Annotated in this window: 17 protein-coding genes; 14 read left to right on the forward strand and 3 right to left on the reverse strand. The window is 50.8% G+C overall.

The window, feature by feature from the left end:
• Positions 1-56 precede the first annotated feature (56 nt).
• The 5 genes from HMPREF2661_RS09430 to HMPREF2661_RS09450 all read left to right on the forward strand — a co-directional run bounded on the left by HMPREF2661_RS09430 (position 57) and on the right by HMPREF2661_RS09450 (position 4470).
• Positions 57-530 (forward strand): Fur family transcriptional regulator, encoded by a 474-nt coding sequence (locus HMPREF2661_RS09430; RefSeq protein ID WP_003746077.1) that lies wholly within the window; start codon positions 57-59, stop codon positions 528-530.
• Positions 518-1447 carry a CobW family GTP-binding protein gene (locus HMPREF2661_RS09435; protein WP_049323553.1) on the forward strand — a complete coding sequence of 310 codons (930 nt, stop codon included), beginning with the start codon at positions 518-520 and terminating at the stop codon, positions 1445-1447. The genes HMPREF2661_RS09430 and HMPREF2661_RS09435 overlap by 13 nt, the downstream gene beginning before the upstream one ends.
• A 99-nt stretch (positions 1448-1546) precedes the next feature.
• Positions 1547-2602, forward strand: a complete 1056-nt coding sequence (locus HMPREF2661_RS09440; protein ID WP_003746080.1) for an ABC transporter permease subunit — start codon at positions 1547-1549, stop codon at positions 2600-2602.
• A gap of 36 nt (positions 2603-2638) precedes the next feature.
• Positions 2639-3679 (forward strand): ABC transporter permease, encoded by a 1041-nt coding sequence (locus tag HMPREF2661_RS09445; RefSeq protein ID WP_049323555.1) that lies wholly within the window; start codon positions 2639-2641, stop codon positions 3677-3679.
• Positions 3680-3789: 110 nt separating this feature from the next.
• The gene (locus HMPREF2661_RS09450) at positions 3790-4470 is read left to right on the forward strand and encodes a sulfite exporter TauE/SafE family protein (RefSeq protein WP_003680951.1); all 681 of its coding nucleotides are present in this window, start codon (positions 3790-3792) and stop codon (positions 4468-4470) included.
• Positions 4471-4556: 86 nt separating this feature from the next.
• Here the strand turns inward: HMPREF2661_RS09450 and HMPREF2661_RS09455 are convergent, their stop codons facing one another.
• From HMPREF2661_RS09455 to xseA, 3 genes are all read right to left on the reverse strand, one after another.
• The gene (locus HMPREF2661_RS09455) at positions 4557-5366 is read right to left on the reverse strand and encodes a sulfite exporter TauE/SafE family protein (RefSeq protein ID WP_049323558.1); all 810 of its coding nucleotides are present in this window, start codon (positions 5364-5366) and stop codon (positions 4557-4559) included.
• A gap of 1 nt (position 5367) precedes the next feature.
• Complete coding sequence (gene pssA / locus HMPREF2661_RS09460; protein ID WP_003746086.1) at positions 5368-6147, reverse strand: CDP-diacylglycerol--serine O-phosphatidyltransferase; 780 nt, start codon at positions 6145-6147, stop codon at positions 5368-5370.
• A gap of 123 nt (positions 6148-6270) precedes the next feature.
• Positions 6271-7620: an exodeoxyribonuclease VII large subunit gene (xseA, locus tag HMPREF2661_RS09465; RefSeq protein ID WP_049323560.1), complete on the reverse strand. Its 1350-nt coding sequence runs from the start codon at positions 7618-7620 to the stop codon at positions 6271-6273.
• Positions 7621-7800: 180 nt separating this feature from the next.
• Here xseA and lpxK point away from each other — a divergent pair, with 180 nt between their 5' ends.
• The 9 genes from lpxK to rfaD all read left to right on the forward strand — a co-directional run bounded on the left by lpxK (position 7801) and on the right by rfaD (position 14825).
• Complete coding sequence (gene lpxK, locus HMPREF2661_RS09470; protein WP_049323563.1) at positions 7801-8826, forward strand: tetraacyldisaccharide 4'-kinase; 1026 nt, start codon at positions 7801-7803, stop codon at positions 8824-8826.
• A 114-nt stretch (positions 8827-8940) separates the two neighbouring features.
• The gene (locus tag HMPREF2661_RS09475; protein ID WP_070823517.1) at positions 8941-9525 is read left to right on the forward strand and encodes a DUF2059 domain-containing protein; all 585 of its coding nucleotides are present in this window, start codon (positions 8941-8943) and stop codon (positions 9523-9525) included.
• Positions 9526-9619: 94 nt separating this feature from the next.
• Positions 9620-9802, forward strand: coding sequence for a Trm112 family protein (locus tag HMPREF2661_RS09480; protein WP_003746098.1), 183 nt, complete (start codon positions 9620-9622; stop codon positions 9800-9802).
• The gene (kdsB, locus tag HMPREF2661_RS09485; RefSeq protein ID WP_049333277.1) at positions 9799-10560 is read left to right on the forward strand and encodes a 3-deoxy-manno-octulosonate cytidylyltransferase; all 762 of its coding nucleotides are present in this window, start codon (positions 9799-9801) and stop codon (positions 10558-10560) included. Before HMPREF2661_RS09480 ends, kdsB begins: the two co-directional genes overlap by 4 nt.
• An 11-nt stretch (positions 10561-10571) precedes the next feature.
• On the forward strand, positions 10572-11090 hold the full coding sequence (locus HMPREF2661_RS09490) for a hypothetical protein (RefSeq protein ID WP_003746102.1): 519 nt from the start codon (positions 10572-10574) through the stop codon (positions 11088-11090).
• Positions 11091-11162: 72 nt separating this feature from the next.
• Complete coding sequence (gene adk, locus HMPREF2661_RS09495) at positions 11163-11810, forward strand: adenylate kinase (protein WP_070823519.1); 648 nt, start codon at positions 11163-11165, stop codon at positions 11808-11810.
• Positions 11811-11920: 110 nt separating this feature from the next.
• Positions 11921-12661, forward strand: a complete 741-nt coding sequence (pyrF, locus tag HMPREF2661_RS09500) for an orotidine-5'-phosphate decarboxylase (protein WP_036490170.1) — start codon at positions 11921-11923, stop codon at positions 12659-12661.
• Between the two features lie 56 nt (positions 12662-12717).
• Positions 12718-13680 carry a D-glycero-beta-D-manno-heptose-7-phosphate kinase gene (gene rfaE1 / locus HMPREF2661_RS09505; RefSeq protein ID WP_053088396.1) on the forward strand — a complete coding sequence of 321 codons (963 nt, stop codon included), beginning with the start codon at positions 12718-12720 and terminating at the stop codon, positions 13678-13680.
• A gap of 140 nt (positions 13681-13820) precedes the next feature.
• Complete coding sequence (gene rfaD / locus HMPREF2661_RS09510) at positions 13821-14825, forward strand: ADP-glyceromanno-heptose 6-epimerase (RefSeq protein WP_049323572.1); 1005 nt, start codon at positions 13821-13823, stop codon at positions 14823-14825.
• Positions 14826-15118: the final 293 nt, after the last annotated feature.

Below are 15118 nucleotides of genomic sequence, written 5' to 3' on the forward strand. Positions count from 1 at the left end.
AACACGCTATAATGTAATTTTTTATTAACAAGGCCGTCTGAAAGGCTGTTTCAGTTATGAACGCAATCAAACAAAAAATCTTAGAACAAGCGCAGCGCGATGGCGTGCAGGTAACCGCATTGCGCGAGCAAGTGCTTGATATTGTTTTGAAACAAAGCGGCGTGATTAAAGCCTACAACGTTCTGTCGCAGATGCAGCAGCAAAGCGAGGGTGTGGTTGCGCCGCCGACGGCCTACCGCGCTCTTGATTTTTGGGCGGAACAGGGTGTTTTGCACAAAGTGGCGGCGGTCAACGGCTATATTTTGTGCAGCCACGCGCAGCACGAGTGCAACGACCATTGCCACGACCACGAAGAAACAGAAGCGCACCATAGCGCGTTTATTTTGGTTTGCACCGAATGCGGTACGGCGGATGAGCAGACCTTGAGTCAAGAATGGGCGGCCTTGCGTGCAGGCGTGGCTGAAACCGGTTTCTCATTAAAAGAAGAACATGTTGTTTTAACAGGAATTTGTAAAAAATGTCAGAAGTAAAAAAGACCAAAGTCCACCTGATTTCAGGCTTTCTCGGAACAGGTAAAACCACCGCACTCAAAAGTCTGATGGCGCAAAAAGACCCAAACGAAAAATGGGTCATCATTGTCAACGAATTTGGCGAAATCGGCATTGACGGCGCTGTCTTGAGCGACAACGGCATTCCCGTGGCCGAAATTGCCGGCGGCTGTTTGTGCTGTACCGCCGGCGCGCAAATGGGGACGACCGTACAAAAAATGCTGCGCGATGCCCAACCCGACCGCTTGATGATTGAAGCCAGCGGCCTGGCACACGCCGCCAGCGTTATCGACGAACTGAAAGCCAAACCGCTCGACAGCATGCTGGAAATCGGTGCGGTCTTTACCGTCGTCGATCCGCGTCAGTTTATTAATCCCGATTACGCGCAACAAGCATTGTATAAAGACCAAATCGGCATTTGCGACGTATTGGTCGCCAGCAAAACCGACTTGTGCACCCCCGAACAGCTTGCCGAATTTCATGATAAAGCGGCCAAACTGTTCCCGCCCAAAGCCAAAGTGGTTGAAGTCCAAAATGCGCAGCTCGACATCCAGTGGCTTGATATTCCCGTTGTCGAAAAATCGCGCTACCGCCTCAAAGCCCTGCCAGACAACACCATGGGCTTCCAGTCCCAAGGCTTCACTTTCCCTGCCGGGCGTGATTTCGACGGAGAAAAATTGACCGATTTCTTCAACGACCTGCCTAAATTGACAGACGGCCTCGTCCGTGCCAAAGGCGTGTTCCAAGTGCTCGGTACATGGGTATGGCTCAACTGGGTGGACGGACAATGGGGCGCAAACCAAGTTTCATGGCGTCGCGACTCGCGCTTCGAGCTGATTGCCAAATCCTTTGACGCGGATTTGATTGAGAAAAAATTGCTGGAGGCTTTGGAGAAGTAAATCATCGTCCAAACGCTTATTAATCCGTTACGATAATGCCGTCTGAAGCAAGCGGTTTCAGACGGCCTTCAAATCAAAAAAATAGAGGAACACTTAACCATGTGGCGTTATATCTTTCATCGTTTGCTCCTTTTGATTCCCACGCTGTTGGGGATTTTGGCGATTACTTTCGCCGTGATTCAGTTTGTTCCCGGAGGCCCGGTGGAGCAGATGGTTCAGCAGCTGACGCAGGGCGCGGTTGGCGGCGAAACGGCGGGACACAGTATGCCCGGAACTTTGGCCAAAAACGGCAACCGCATCAGTGCGGAGGATTTGGCCGCGCTGAATGCTTTATACGGTTTCGACAAGCCGCCTTTGACGCGTTTTGCCGATATGGTATGGAAATTCGCCCGTTTCGATTTGGGCGAGAGCTTTTTCCATCACCAAACCGTATTTGAATTGGTGAAAGAGAAAATGCCGGTATCGATGAGTTTGGGTTTGTGGACATTTTTCCTGACTTATTTGATATGTATTCCGTTGGGTATTGCCAAGGCGGTCAGGGATGGCAGCCGTTTCGATACGATTACGGGCATGATTATTTTGGTCGGCTATACCGTACCGCCGTTTGTCTTGGGTTTGGTGTTGCTGGTGTTGTTTGGCGGCGGCAGCTTTTTTGCCTGGTTTCCGCAGGGCGGTTTGGTGGGCGATGATTTCGATACGCTCTCTTGGGCCGGTAAAGTCAAAGATTATTTGTGGCATATGGCCTTGCCGATTACCGCTTCGGTGGCAGGCAATTTGGCGGTGATGACCGTATTGACGAAAAACGTGTTCCTTGAAGAAATCCGCCGTCAATATGTTTATACCGCGCGGGCCAAGGGCTTGCCTGAGAAACAGATTTTGTGGAAACATATTTTCCGCAACGCCATGATTCCTCTGATTACCGGTTTCCCGGCCGCATTTATCGGCGCATTCTTTACCGGAAGCCTGTTGATTGAAACGCTGTTCTCGCTGGATGGTTTGGGTTTGCTGTCTTACGAGGCAGTGATGAAACGCGATTATCCTGTCGTAATGGGCACGTTGTATGTGTTCACGCTGATGGGGTTGTTGGCTAAATTGGTGTCGGATATTTCTTATTCGTGGGTCGATCCGCGCATTCACTTTGGCGGACAGAAATAAGGCCGTCTGAAAATATCTTCAATCCATTATTAAAGAATGTTTCGAACCATGAAAAAGAAAAAATCTACTTCAAACCCTACTTGGCAGGCTTTTAAGCAGCATAAGCGCGGTTGGCTGGCTTTGCGGATTTTGGCCGTTTTGTTTGTCGTTACCTTGCTTGCGCCTTTGTGGAGCAACGACAAACCTTTGTGGATACGCTATCAGGGCGAGTATTTCTTCCCTTTGGTAACTGAATACAACGAAACCGCATTTGGCGGCGATTTCGATACGCCTGCGGATTATTTGGATCCGCTTATCCGCCACAACATCACTTCAGACGGCAATTTCGCCCTGTATCTGCCCAATCCTTACGATGCCGATACCTTGAACGATTTCGATACGGCCCCCGATCCGGCCAAACCGTCCGAACGGCATATCTTGGGAACGGACGACCGCGGCCGCGACCTGTTGGCGCGCTTGGTTTACGGTTTCCGCGATTCGCTGCTGTTTGCCTTGGTGTTGACGGTAGTAACTACCGTAATCGGCGTGGTTGCAGGCGCGGTGCAGGGTTATTTCGGCGGTAAAACCGACCTTTTGATGCAGCGTTTTATCGAGGTTTGGGGCGGTATGCCGGAGCTGTACCTCTTGATTATCCTGTCTTCGTTTTTTAATCCGGGGCTGTTGATTTTGCTGGTGTTGCTGTCGCTTTTCGGCTGGATGGGCTTGTCCGACTATGTCCGCGCCGAGTTTTTGAAAAACCGTCAGACCGATTACGTTTTGGCGGCGCGCGCGATGGGCGTGAGCAACCGTGAAATCATGTGGCGCCATATCCTGCCCAACAGCTTGACGCCGGTATTGGCCTTCCTGCCTTTCCGTATTTCCGGTGCCGTACTTGCCCTGACCAGTTTGGACTTCTTGGGCTTGGGCGTACCTGCCTCACAGGCGAGCTTGGGCGAGTTGCTGGCGCAAGGCAAAGACAACTTGGACGCATGGTGGATCGGTCTGTCTGCCGTTGCTACGCTGACGGTGATGTTGCTTTTGCTGGTTATGATCGGCGAAGGTTTGCGTCAGGCATTTGACGTACGCGCACGCAGTTAATTGCTTTTCTAAAGCGTGAAGAGGGTGGGCGGAAAAGCCTGTCCTTCATTCTCAAGGCCGTCTGAAAAGTTTCAGACGGCCTCATCCATTCGTTTGAATCATTAAAAACCATGAATCAAGAAATCACATTTCTTACTCTTTTTCTGCTCGGCTTTTTTGGCGGAACGCATTGCGTCGGCATGTGCGGCGGATTGAGCAGCGCATTCGCTTTGCAGCTGCCGCCGCATTTAAACCGAATCGGGCTGATTGTATTGTTGAACTTGGGGCGCATCAGCAGCTATGTCGTCATTGGCCTTCTGGTCGGCTTGGTCGGGCAGGTCGGCATTTCCTTGGACGATACGCGCGCGGTTCAAAACGGTTTGTATATTGCCGCCAATGTCTTGCTGCTTTTGCTCGGTCTGTATCTTGCCGGTATTTCGACTGCCGCAACCAAAATCGAAGGCATCGGCAAACCGATATGGAAACGCCTGAATCCGTTGCTGAACAAATTGCTGCCGATTAAATCGGTGCCTGCCTGTTTCGGCGTGGGCGTGCTTTGGGGCTGGCTGCCTTGCGGTTTGGTGTACAGCGCGTCGTTGTATGCTTTAGGCAGCGGCAATGCCTTGCATGGCGGACTGTATATGCTGGCGTTTGCATTGGGGACCTTGCCGAACCTGCTCGCGATGGGCATATTTGCAGCGCAGTTGAAAACCTTTCTGCAAAAACGCATGGTTCGTTTGTGCGCCGGATTATTGGTGGCAGGATGGGCGATATGGCGCTTGGCCGTCTTTGCAATGGGGCAAATCGGGTAGGGAAAAAGATTTAATTTAGTTTGTTTTTATTGCTATGAAACAGGCCGTCTGAAAGATTTTCAGACGGCCTGTTTCACAAGAAAGATTTAATGTATCAAATTCCAAGTCATTTTGGCGGCAATCAGCAGCAACATAATACCGAAGGCGATTTTGAGTTTTCGGGCGGGCAGCTTGTGCGCCGTTTTAACGCCGAGCGGGGCAAAGAGGATGGTGGCAATGCTCAAAATGGCTACGGCCGGAAGATAGATAAAGCCTGCCGTACCTTCAGGCAGGTTGGCAATAGGCAAACCGTTGGCAAAATAGCTGATGGTGCCGGCAACTGCAATCGGCCACGCCAGGCCTGAAGATGTGCCGATGGCGCGGTGCGCCGGAAAGTTGCAATACAGTAGGAATGGAACGGATAGCGAACCTCCGCCGATACCGACCCAGCTTGAAGCCGCACCAAAAAGCGTGCCTGCGGCTGTCAGGCCGGGGAGGGTGGGCAGGGTGCGTGAAGGTGTGGGTTTGGAATCGCGTAGGGTTTTGAGTGCGATAAGGGTAAGAAATGCAATAAAGAAAACCTGCAAAGCCAGCGTCGGCATATATTTTGCCGTTACTGCGCCGAGGAGGACGCCGAGTATCATGCCCGGCGTCATCCGGCGGACGGTTGCCCAATCGATGGCATGTTTTTTATGCTGGGCATACATGCTGGAGAAGGTGGTAAACACCATGACGGCAAAGGAAGTGCCGATGGCGATATGCTGGGCATAGGGGTGGTTGCCTACGCCTTGCAGTTGCAATGCCCATAAGACAACGGGGACAACCAGCGTGCCGCCGCCTACGCCAAACAGTCCGGCAATAAAGCCTGCCGCGCTGCCGACGGCGAGCAGGGCAAGGATGATGTCCCAAGACCACATTTCAGACGGCCTTGTCGTGTTTGTGTGATTTATGGCGTTTTTTAAACCAACGGATGACTGCCATCACATAACCGGACAAGCTGTAACCGAGGAAGAATAGGAAGAGGACGAGCGAAGGCTCCCAATTGATCAAAAGCAGAATCAATACGGCCAACACCATGCCCATAAACGGCACTTGGCGGCGGATGTTGATTTCTTTGAAGCTCCAAAACGGAATCTGCACAATCATGGAAATGCCGGCAAACAGGGTGATACCCAATGCCCACCAATGCACGTTTGGGAAGCGTTCGACGCTGTGGTTGACCCAAATCAGGCCGACAATCAACGCAGCGGCGGTCGGGCTGGGTACGCCGATAAACCAGCGTTTGTCGACTTTGCCGATAAGCGTGTTGAACAGTGCCAAACGCAGGGCGGCGCAGGCGCAGTAGATAAAGGCGACGGAATAACCGATTTTGCCAAACTGCCAAAGTTGCCATTTGTAGGCAATCAGGGCAGGCGCGACGCCGAAGCTGACCATATCGGCAAGGCTGTCGAGCTGTTCGCCGAACGCGCTTTGGCTGTTGGTCAGCCGCGCCACGCGTCCATCCATACCGTCGAGCAGCATGGAAAGGAAAACTGCAATCGCCGCTGTTTCATAACGTCCGTGCATGGACTGGGTGATGGCGAAGAACGCGCAAAACAGTGCGGCGATGGTAAAGGAATTGGGCAGCAGGTAAATGCTGTTTTTGCGGATGGAGTTGCGCGGTGGAATCGGATTTTCTGTATTTTGTGAGTTGTCCATAATGTTTCCGTATATGCTGCGGGTGCAGATGAGGCATTATACCGCATTGGCAGGTTAAGGATTTTTAAAAGGCAATCGTAGTTTCACTTCATCAGCATAAAGTTTCAGACGGCCTTTATTGCGTCAGTCAAACAACTCGCCCTGCGCCTGCTCTTTGGTCACGCGTACGTCGGTTTCGCCGTCGGCAAAAGTGATGTGCAGTTTTTGACCTTGTTTCAACGTATCGGCATTGCGGATGACTTGTCCGCGTGTGTTTTTGACGACCGAGAAGCCGCGTTCCAGAATATGTTGAGGCGAGACGGCTTCGAGCAATGCGGCTTGGGCGGTCAGGCTTTGACGGCGGTGGGCGAGCAGCTGGCGGAAGGAATGCGACAAGGCCGTCTGAAAGCGGTCGATGTTGTTTTTGTAAACGGAAACATCAGGACGGCAATGTTTCAGGGTTTGGATTTGGCGTTCAAAACGGGCGGTATGGGCACGGAAGTTTTGCGTCATCGAGTAGGACAGGGTTTGTGCCAGTTTGCTGATTGAAGCGCGTTGCTCGTCAAGTTTTTGGCGCGGATGACGGATTTGCCGTGCGAGCCAGTCGAGCTTTTGGCTGGCATCGAAATAGCGTTGTTCCAAAACGGTTTTCAGACGGCCTTGCGCCTGTGCAAGACGGTGTAACGATTCTTGGCGGTTGGGGCTGACCAGTTCTGCCGCGCCGGTCGGGGTCGGAGCGCGTACGTCGGCAACAAAATCGGCAAGCGTGAAATCGGTTTCGTGGCCTACGCCGCTGACAACGGGAATTGCGCAGGCCTCAATGGCACGCACGACCGGTTCTTCATTAAACGCCCACAAGTCTTCAATGCTGCCACCGCCACGGCAGACAATCAGCACGTCACATTCGGCGCGTTGCGAAGCGGTTTTAATCGCTTGGGCAATTTGCAACTCGCTGCCTGTGCCTTGAACGGGCGTCGGATAAACGATAACGGGGATTTCAGGCGCGCGGCGTTTCAAGGTGGTAACGACATCGCGCAATGCCGCTGCCGCCAGACTGGTTACGATGCCGATACATTGAGGGCGGGCAGGCAAAGATTTCTTGCGTTCCGCCGCAAACGCGCCTTCCGCCTGCAACTGCGCCTTCAGCCGCTCGTAGGCTTCGTAAAGCTGCCCCAAGCCTTTGAGCCGCACCTCGTTCACGGTAATTTGAAATTCGCCCCGCGCTTCATAAATACTGATTTTTCCTGATACTTCGATATGGTCGCCTTCTTTCAAAAGCTTCGCCAAACGCATGGCTGCACCCTTAAACATCGCGCAACGTACCTGCGCGCGGCTGTCTTTAAGCGAGAAATAATAATGTCCGCTGGCGGCACGGGTCAGATTGGATACTTCGCCGGCAATCCATAAACCTGCGAGATGGTCTTCCAGCAAGGCTTTGGCGAGGGCGTTGAGTTCGGATACGGAAATGGAGGAGGGTGTGAAGAGTTCGGACATTGCGAAACAGAAAAATTGGGGAAAGCTGAATTATAAGGGTTTTAGGGCGATTCGTTGTATTCGTTTTTATGAAACTTGCGTCCTTTGTTTTAATATTATCAAAGCCGCATGTTCAGACGGCCTTGTCCGGGCAGGCTTGTGTTATATTATCGTTTGATTTTCGCTTCAAAAGCCGTGCGTATGCCCAAACTCCACCAAATTATTGAACGCCATTGGCAATCCCCTAATCCGTTTTTGTCTTTGCTGTTAAAACCATTGTCCAAGCTGTTTGCCAAAATTGTGGCGAAACGGCGCGATGATTTTGTTTCAAGCCGTCTGAAAAGCGAAAAATTGCCTGTGCCAGTGGTGGTGGTCGGTAATATCCATGCAGGCGGAACAGGGAAAACGCCGATAGTCGCCGCGCTGGTGTCGGGTTTGCAGAAAAAGGGCGTTAAGGTCGGTATCATCAGCCGAGGTTACGGGCGCAAGGGCAAGGCGGTTCATGTATTGAATACAGCCAGCAGCGCGGCAGATGCAGGCGACGAGCCTTTATTGCTGTTTCTCCAAACCGGTGCGCCGACGGCGGTAGGCAGCAGCCGTGCAGAAGCAGGCAGGGCATTGCTTGCGGCATATCCGGAGCTTGAATTGATTGTGGCCGACGATGGTTTGCAACATTATGCCTTGCAACGCGATATGGAAATTGCCGTATTTCCTGCGGCAGATACAGGGCGCACCAATTTAGATTTACTGCCCAACGGCAGCTTGCGCGAACCTTTGTCTCGATTGGCTTCCGTTGATGCGGTCGTCGTCAGCGGCGGAAAAGCAGATGCGGCATTTAAGCCGTCTGAAAATATGCTTGCCAGCCATATTGAAACAGGGCAGATTTACCGTTTGAACAGGCCGTCTGAAAAATTGGATTTTGCGGGTTTGGGAAATCAAACCATCGCCGCCGTCGCCGGTATCGCCAAGCCGGAGCGTTTTTTCGATTCGCTGCGGAACATGGGTATCACCTTGAACCAAACCGTTGCACTGCCCGACCATGCCGACATCGCAGCGGCAGACTTGCCCAATGCGGATGTGGTCATTATTACGGAGAAAGATGCGGTCAAGTTTTCAGACGGCCTTAATCTGAATCATGTATGGGTGTTGCCTGTTTGTGCGATAATTGAGCCTGACTTGGCGGCGTTCGTGTTGGAACGGCTGGAAGATTCCCGGCAGGTCGTCTGAAATCAATTGATTCCTTGTTGTGGTTTGCCTTTAATAATAAGGAAATTTATGAACCTGAAAAAATTGCTGCTTACTATTGTTGCCATTTCCCCTAAGCCTTAAAAAGGAGAAAAAATGAAATTGAAAACTTTATTGTTGCCTTTTACTGCTTTGGTCTTGTGTGCCAATGCATTTGCCGCTACACCTAGCGATGAGTCGCTGGAGCGTTTGTATCAAGTACAGAAGATGGATGCTCTGTTGGATCAGACCTTCCAAAGTGTCGAGGGTATTGTACTCTCTGATCCAAAGGTACAGGATTTTTTGAAAAATGCGCCGGAAGATAAACGTTCTCAGTTGGAAGCGGTCTTAAAGAAATATACAACTCAATTGATTGCTGAAATTAATACACCGCAAGTGCGTGCCCAGTTACATAAAGCGACGTTGGATGGCATAAAGACGGTTTATACTCAGGAAGAAGTCAACGCATTGATTGACTTTTACGGTACGACAGTGGGGCAATCGATACTCAATAAAATGCCGCGCTATCTTGAGACAACGATGGGCCCGATGATAAACATCATTAATGAAAAATATGAAAAATCAGGTTATAACAAAGACTTAATTCGAGAAATTCATCAGATTATGTGTGGCGGCAAAAATCCTGACCAAGTCTGTACACGGCAAACAAAGCAAACAAAGAAAACGGCACGGAAAAAATGATGCCTCTTGAGGCCGTCTGAAAACGAGCGCAGCGAGTTTCGCTAAAACGAGTGCAGCAATTTTCGCTAAAACCATCAAACCCGAAAGTAACCCCATGGAAAAAAAATTCTTAGACATCCTCGTTTGTCCTGTTACCAAAGGCAAACTCGAATACCATCAAGACAAACAGGAATTGTGGAGCCGTCAGGCGAAGCTGGCTTATCCGATTAAAGACGGCATCCCTTATATGCTGGAAAACGAAGCACGAGCGTTGAGCGAAGAGGAACTGAAAGCATGACCGAATTTGTCGTATTGATTCCGGCGCGGTTGGATTCTTCACGTCTGCCGGGCAAGGCTTTGGCCGATATTCACGGTAAACCGATGGTTGTACGTGTTGCCGAACAAGCAGCGAAAAGTGAGGCTGCGCGTGTTGTCGTTGCCACCGACCATCCCGATATTCAGACGGCCTGTCAGGCGCACGGAGTCGAAGTGGTCATGACTTCCAATCAACACGAAAGCGGTACAACGCGCCTTGCCGAAGCGGCCAATACGCTGAAACTGCCGCAACATCTGATTGTCGTGAACGTACAAGGCGACGAGCCTTTAATCGATCCCGAACTCATCAACCGTACGGCTGAAGTTTTGGTTGAAAACAATGTGCAAATGGCGACGGCTGCCCACGAATTGCACGATTTTGACGAGTTTATGAATCCCAACGTCGTCAAAGCCGTCCTCGACAAAAACCGCAACGCCATCTATTTCAGCCGCGCTCCGATTCCTTATCCGCGCGACGCCATGCGCGCCGAAAAACGCGAATTGCCTTCCGAAACAGCCGTTTTACGCCATATCGGCATTTATGCCTACCGCGCAGGCTTCCTGCAACGCTATTCCGAAATGGAAGTTTCTCCTTTGGAAACCATCGAATCGCTGGAACAATTGCGCGTCTTGTGGCACGGCTATCCGATTGCCGTTGAAATTGCCCAAGAAGCGCCAGCTGCCGGTGTGGATACGCAGGAAGATTTGGACAGGGTAAGGGCTGTGTTCGAGGCCGTCTGAAAGGAAAAAACATGAATGATTTACGCCATTTGAGCCGTGACGAACAAAAACTGCTTGCCGATGTCGCTTTGCTGGTCAAAGACGACGATCAAGAGTTCAACTACGAAATGTTGAAAGTGGCCGCGCCAGACGAGGCCAGCGGCGAATTTTGGTTTCGCATGGCAGAAATGCTCAGCACCCTGCCGCCCAACCAGTCTTTAGATTTGCGCATGACCGGCGGACGGTTGGCGGTCGCCGTATCGATTTTATCGGTGTTGTTGCAGGAAAGCCCCGATATTCCCCAGCTTTGGGCGCAAAAAGTGATTGCGCTTAACTATCTGGCACACGGCCATCGGACACGCGCCCTCGGTTTGGCGCAACAGCCGGACAAAGCGGCAGAAGCCAACGAGGAAGAATATTTGGCAAAAGCATTGTCCCAAAACCTACTTTCCACGTTGAAGGACGCGTTGGAACGCTTCCCCGAAGACAGCTGGTTTATCGAAATGCGCGATGATGCGTGGCAGCACTTTGGCGCAGAGCAGGCCGTCTGAAGTTTTGAACGATAAACGCAAGGCGTGTAGAATTAAACAAACATCAAATCCATAAACCAAGAAGGACTCATCATGAAAGTATTATTGTTGGGCGCGCCCGGCGCAGGCAAAGGCACACAGGCCCAATTCATCACCGCCGCATTCGGCATTCCTCAAATTTCTACCGGCGACATGCTCCGCGCGGCCATCAAAGCAGGCACCCCGCTGGGTTTGGAAGCGAAAAAAATTATTGATGAAGGCGGTTTGGTGCGCGACGACATCATCATCGGCATGGTGAAAGAACGCATCTCCCAAGACGACTGCAAAAACGGTTTCCTGTTTGACGGTTTCCCACGCACATTGGCACAAGCCGAAGCGATGGTTGAAGCGGGCGTGGATTTGGACGCAGTCGTTGAAATCGACGTACCCGACAGCGTGATTGTCGACCGCATGAGCGGCCGCCGCGTGCATTTGGCTTCCGGCCGTACTTACCACGTTACCTACAATCCGCCTAAAGTCGAAGGCAAAGACGACGTAACCGGCGAAGATTTGATTCAACGCGACGACGACAAAGAAGAAACCGTGAAAAAACGCCTTGCCGTTTACCACGAGCAAACCGAAGTTTTGGTTGATTTCTACAGCAAACTGGAAGGCGAACACGCGCCGAAATACATCAAAGTCGACGGCACCCAGCCGGTAGAAGCCGTGAAAGCCGAAGTATTGAAAGGTTTAGGCAAATAAGTTTTGCCGAAGTAAAATCATGAGGCCGTCTGAAAAAATATTTTCAGACGGTCTTTTGTGTACAAAAGCTGTTAAAATCGAAGCTATAACCGTTTATCCGCAGGCATCTTATGAATCCCTTAATCTCCGATTTCCAAACCCAGCAACAACGCACTCCCGTTATCGTCGCCCTTGATTTTGCCAACGAAAAAGACACGCTCGGATTTGTCCGCAACCTTGACCCGACATTGTGTCAAATCAAAATCGGCAAAGAGCTGTTTACCGCGACCGGCCGCAATTTGGCGGAAAGCTTAATCAATCAAGGTTTCAAACTTTTCCTTGATTTGAAATACCACGATATTCCCCACACCGTCGCGCAGGCATGCAAAGTTGCCGCCGATATGGGCGTTTGGATGGTCGATATGCACGCATCGGGCGGCCGCCGCATGATGGAAGCCGCCGTAGAAGCCGTTGCCGGATATCACACCAAGCCGCTTTTGATCGGTGTAACCGTGTTGACCAGCATGGAACAAAGCGACTTGGCCGAAATCGGTTTAAACATCGCCCCTGAAGAACAAGTCATCCGCTTGGCGAAACTGGCGCAAAGTTCGGGCTTGGACGGCGTGGTATGTTCCGCTCAAGAAGCCGCACCATTGCGTCGTGAATTGGGACAAGATTTCGTCTTGGTCACACCGGGTATCCGCTTGGACGTTGCCGGTAATAATGACGATCAACGCCGCATCATGACACCGGCCGAAGCATTGGCGGCAGGATCGACTTATCTGGTAATGGGCCGTCCGGTAACCAAAGCTGCCGATCCGGTAGCCGTATTGCGCGAAGTGAACCGCGTGGTAAACCTTGAAGCAAACTGATTTTTAGGCGACCTTACAGGTTGAGGTCGTCTGAAAAAAAACACAACGGAGGCAAAATGCCCACCAAGTTCCAACAAGAAACCCTCAAATCCCGTTTTGCACAAGCAAAAGTCCTGGTTGTCGGCGATGTGATGCTCGACCGTTATTGGTTTGGCGATGTGTCCCGTATTTCTCCTGAAGCCCCAGTGCCGGTGGCGAAAATCGCCCGTATCGACCAGCGGGCGGGCGGAGCGGCAAACGTTGCGCGCAATATCGCCTCATTGGGCGGTAAAGCAGGGCTGTTGTCCGTTACCGGCGATGATGAAGCTGCAGATGCACTGGATGCGTTGATGGCGCAAGACAGTGTTTCTTCCTATCTGATGCGTGACAAGCAAATTGCGACTACTGTCAAACTGCGCGTTGTTGCCCGTAATCAGCAGCTTATCCGACTTGATTTTGAAGAGTCGCCTCATCGTGAGGTATTGGAACAAATCAAGCATCAATATCGTGAAGTGTTGCCTGAATACGATGCCATTATTTTTTCAGATTACGGCAAGGGCGGTTTGTCGCATATTTCCGATATGATCGATTGGGCGAAGCAGGCCGGTAAACCCGTTTTAATCGATCCTAAAGGCGACGATTACGAAAAATATGCCGGCGCTACGCTGATTACGCCGAATCGTGCAGAATTGAAAGAAGTGGTGGGCAGCTGGAGAAACGAAAACGATTTGACCGAAAAAGCTCAAAACTTGCGCCGTCATCTTGATTTGAATGCGATTTTGCTGACCCGAAGCGAAGAGGGCATGACTCTGTTCAATGAGGGCGAGCCGATTTATCAGCCTACACGGGCTCAAGAAGTCTATGATGTATCCGGTGCGGGCGATACCGTTATTGCCGGAGTGGGCTTGGGTTTGGCGGCAGGCTATACCATGCCCGAAGCGATGCACCTTGCCAATACGGCGGCAGGCGTTGTCGTGGCAAAACTTGGTACGGCGGTTTGCTCGTTTGCCGAATTGACCAATGCATTGGAAGAGCAATAATGATTGTTTCAGACGGCCTTAAAATTCTAAATGCCGTCTGAAAATAGAGTTGGAAAATAAACCAGACAGAAAAGTTTTTATTTTCAGACGGCATGATTACTTCAAGGCCGTCTGAAAAATCAAAATAAAGGAAACTCATTATGACCATTATCGTAACAGGCGCGGCCGGCTTTATCGGCAGTAACATCGTTAAAGCACTTAACCAGCGCGGTATTACCGACATTGTTGCCGTCGACAATCTGAGCAAAGGCGAAAAATTTAAAAACCTTGCCGAGTGTGAAATTGCCCATTATCTCGATAAACACGAATTCATCCGTCAAGTGCGCGGCCATCTTCTGCCTTACGATAATATCGAAGCGGTTTTCCATCAAGGCGCATGTTCCGACACCATGAACCACGACGGCCTCTACATGATGGACAACAACTATCAGTACACGCTTGATCTCTTGGACTGGTGTCAGGACGAACGTATTCCGTTTCTTTATGCTTCCAGCGCCGCCGTGTACGGCAAAGGCGAAATCTTCCGCGAAGAGCGCGAACTGGAAAAACCACTCAATGTTTACGGCTACTCTAAATTCTTGTTTGATCAAGTATTGCGCCGTCGCATGAAAGAAGGCCTGACCGCCCAAGTCGTCGGCTTCCGTTACTTCAATGTTTACGGGCAACAAGAGCAACATAAAGGCCGTATGGCATCCGTTGCCTTCCACCATTTCCACCAATACCGCGAACACGGCTATGTTAACCTGTTTGGTGCCAATGACGGCTACGGCAACGGCGAACAAACCCGCGATTTTGTCAGTGTAGAAGACGTCGCCAAAGTTAACCTTTACTTCTTCGATCATCCTGAGCTTTCAGGCATCTTTAACCTCGGTACAGGCCGCAGCCAACAGTTTAACGAACTTGCCGCTGCCACCGTCAACGCCTGCCGTGCAGCCGAAGGCAAGCCTGAAATGAGTTTGAAAGAGTTGGTTGAAGAAGAGCTTATTCGCTATATCCCATTCCCCGATGCACTTAAAGGCAAATATCAGAGCTTCACTCAAGCGGATATTACCAAGCTGCGCGAAGCCGGGTATAAAGAAGAATTTTTGGATGTAAAACAAGGCGTCAGCCGTTACGTGAAATGGATGCTGGAGAACTTGGTTTAAGTCTTTCTGATTTGAATGATAAGGCCGTCTGAAAAAAGATTTTCAGACGGCCTTATCATTTTGGGAAATTTTAAAATGAGACCTTTGTAAAATTCCTTTTCCTCCCAACAGCCGAAATTCAAACACAAATTTTCGGCTTTTTTCGCCCCTAATTATTCCTGATTCTACCCAAATACCCCCTTAATCCACCTTGGATACCTGATTAATCAGGCATCCGGGCCACCTTTTAGGCAGCAATAGGCACATTTAGCCTGTTAGCCGCTTTCAACAGGTTCAAACACATCGCCTTCAGA

The sequence above is a fragment of the Neisseria sp. HMSC061B04 genome (assembly GCF_001836705.1).
GTDB lineage: Bacteria > Pseudomonadota > Gammaproteobacteria > Burkholderiales > Neisseriaceae > Neisseria.

Excerpts from the sequence above, each read along its gene's own strand:
- HMPREF2661_RS09430 (WP_003746077.1), top strand. The coding sequence starts at position 57 with ATGAACGCAATCAAACAAAAAATCTTAGAACAAGCGCAGCGCGATGGC.
- HMPREF2661_RS09435 (WP_049323553.1), top strand. The coding sequence starts at position 518 with ATGTCAGAAGTAAAAAAGACCAAAGTCCACCTGATTTCAGGCTTTCTC.
- HMPREF2661_RS09440 (WP_003746080.1), top strand. The coding sequence starts at position 1,547 with ATGTGGCGTTATATCTTTCATCGTTTGCTCCTTTTGATTCCCACGCTG.
- HMPREF2661_RS09445 (WP_049323555.1), top strand. The coding sequence starts at position 2,639 with ATGTTTCGAACCATGAAAAAGAAAAAATCTACTTCAAACCCTACTTGG.
- HMPREF2661_RS09450 (WP_003680951.1), top strand. The coding sequence starts at position 3,790 with ATGAATCAAGAAATCACATTTCTTACTCTTTTTCTGCTCGGCTTTTTT.
- HMPREF2661_RS09455 (WP_049323558.1), bottom strand. The coding sequence starts at position 5,366 with ATGTGGTCTTGGGACATCATCCTTGCCCTGCTCGCCGTCGGCAGCGCG.
- pssA (WP_003746086.1), bottom strand. The coding sequence starts at position 6,147 with ATGGACAACTCACAAAATACAGAAAATCCGATTCCACCGCGCAACTCC.
- xseA (WP_049323560.1), bottom strand. The coding sequence starts at position 7,620 with ATGTCCGAACTCTTCACACCCTCCTCCATTTCCGTATCCGAACTCAAC.
- lpxK (WP_049323563.1), top strand. The coding sequence starts at position 7,801 with ATGCCCAAACTCCACCAAATTATTGAACGCCATTGGCAATCCCCTAAT.
- HMPREF2661_RS09475 (WP_070823517.1), top strand. The coding sequence starts at position 8,941 with ATGAAATTGAAAACTTTATTGTTGCCTTTTACTGCTTTGGTCTTGTGT.
- HMPREF2661_RS09480 (WP_003746098.1), top strand. The coding sequence starts at position 9,620 with ATGGAAAAAAAATTCTTAGACATCCTCGTTTGTCCTGTTACCAAAGGC.
- kdsB (WP_049333277.1), top strand. The coding sequence starts at position 9,799 with ATGACCGAATTTGTCGTATTGATTCCGGCGCGGTTGGATTCTTCACGT.
- HMPREF2661_RS09490 (WP_003746102.1), top strand. The coding sequence starts at position 10,572 with ATGAATGATTTACGCCATTTGAGCCGTGACGAACAAAAACTGCTTGCC.
- adk (WP_070823519.1), top strand. The coding sequence starts at position 11,163 with ATGAAAGTATTATTGTTGGGCGCGCCCGGCGCAGGCAAAGGCACACAG.
- pyrF (WP_036490170.1), top strand. The coding sequence starts at position 11,921 with ATGAATCCCTTAATCTCCGATTTCCAAACCCAGCAACAACGCACTCCC.
- rfaE1 (WP_053088396.1), top strand. The coding sequence starts at position 12,718 with ATGCCCACCAAGTTCCAACAAGAAACCCTCAAATCCCGTTTTGCACAA.
- rfaD (WP_049323572.1), top strand. The coding sequence starts at position 13,821 with ATGACCATTATCGTAACAGGCGCGGCCGGCTTTATCGGCAGTAACATC.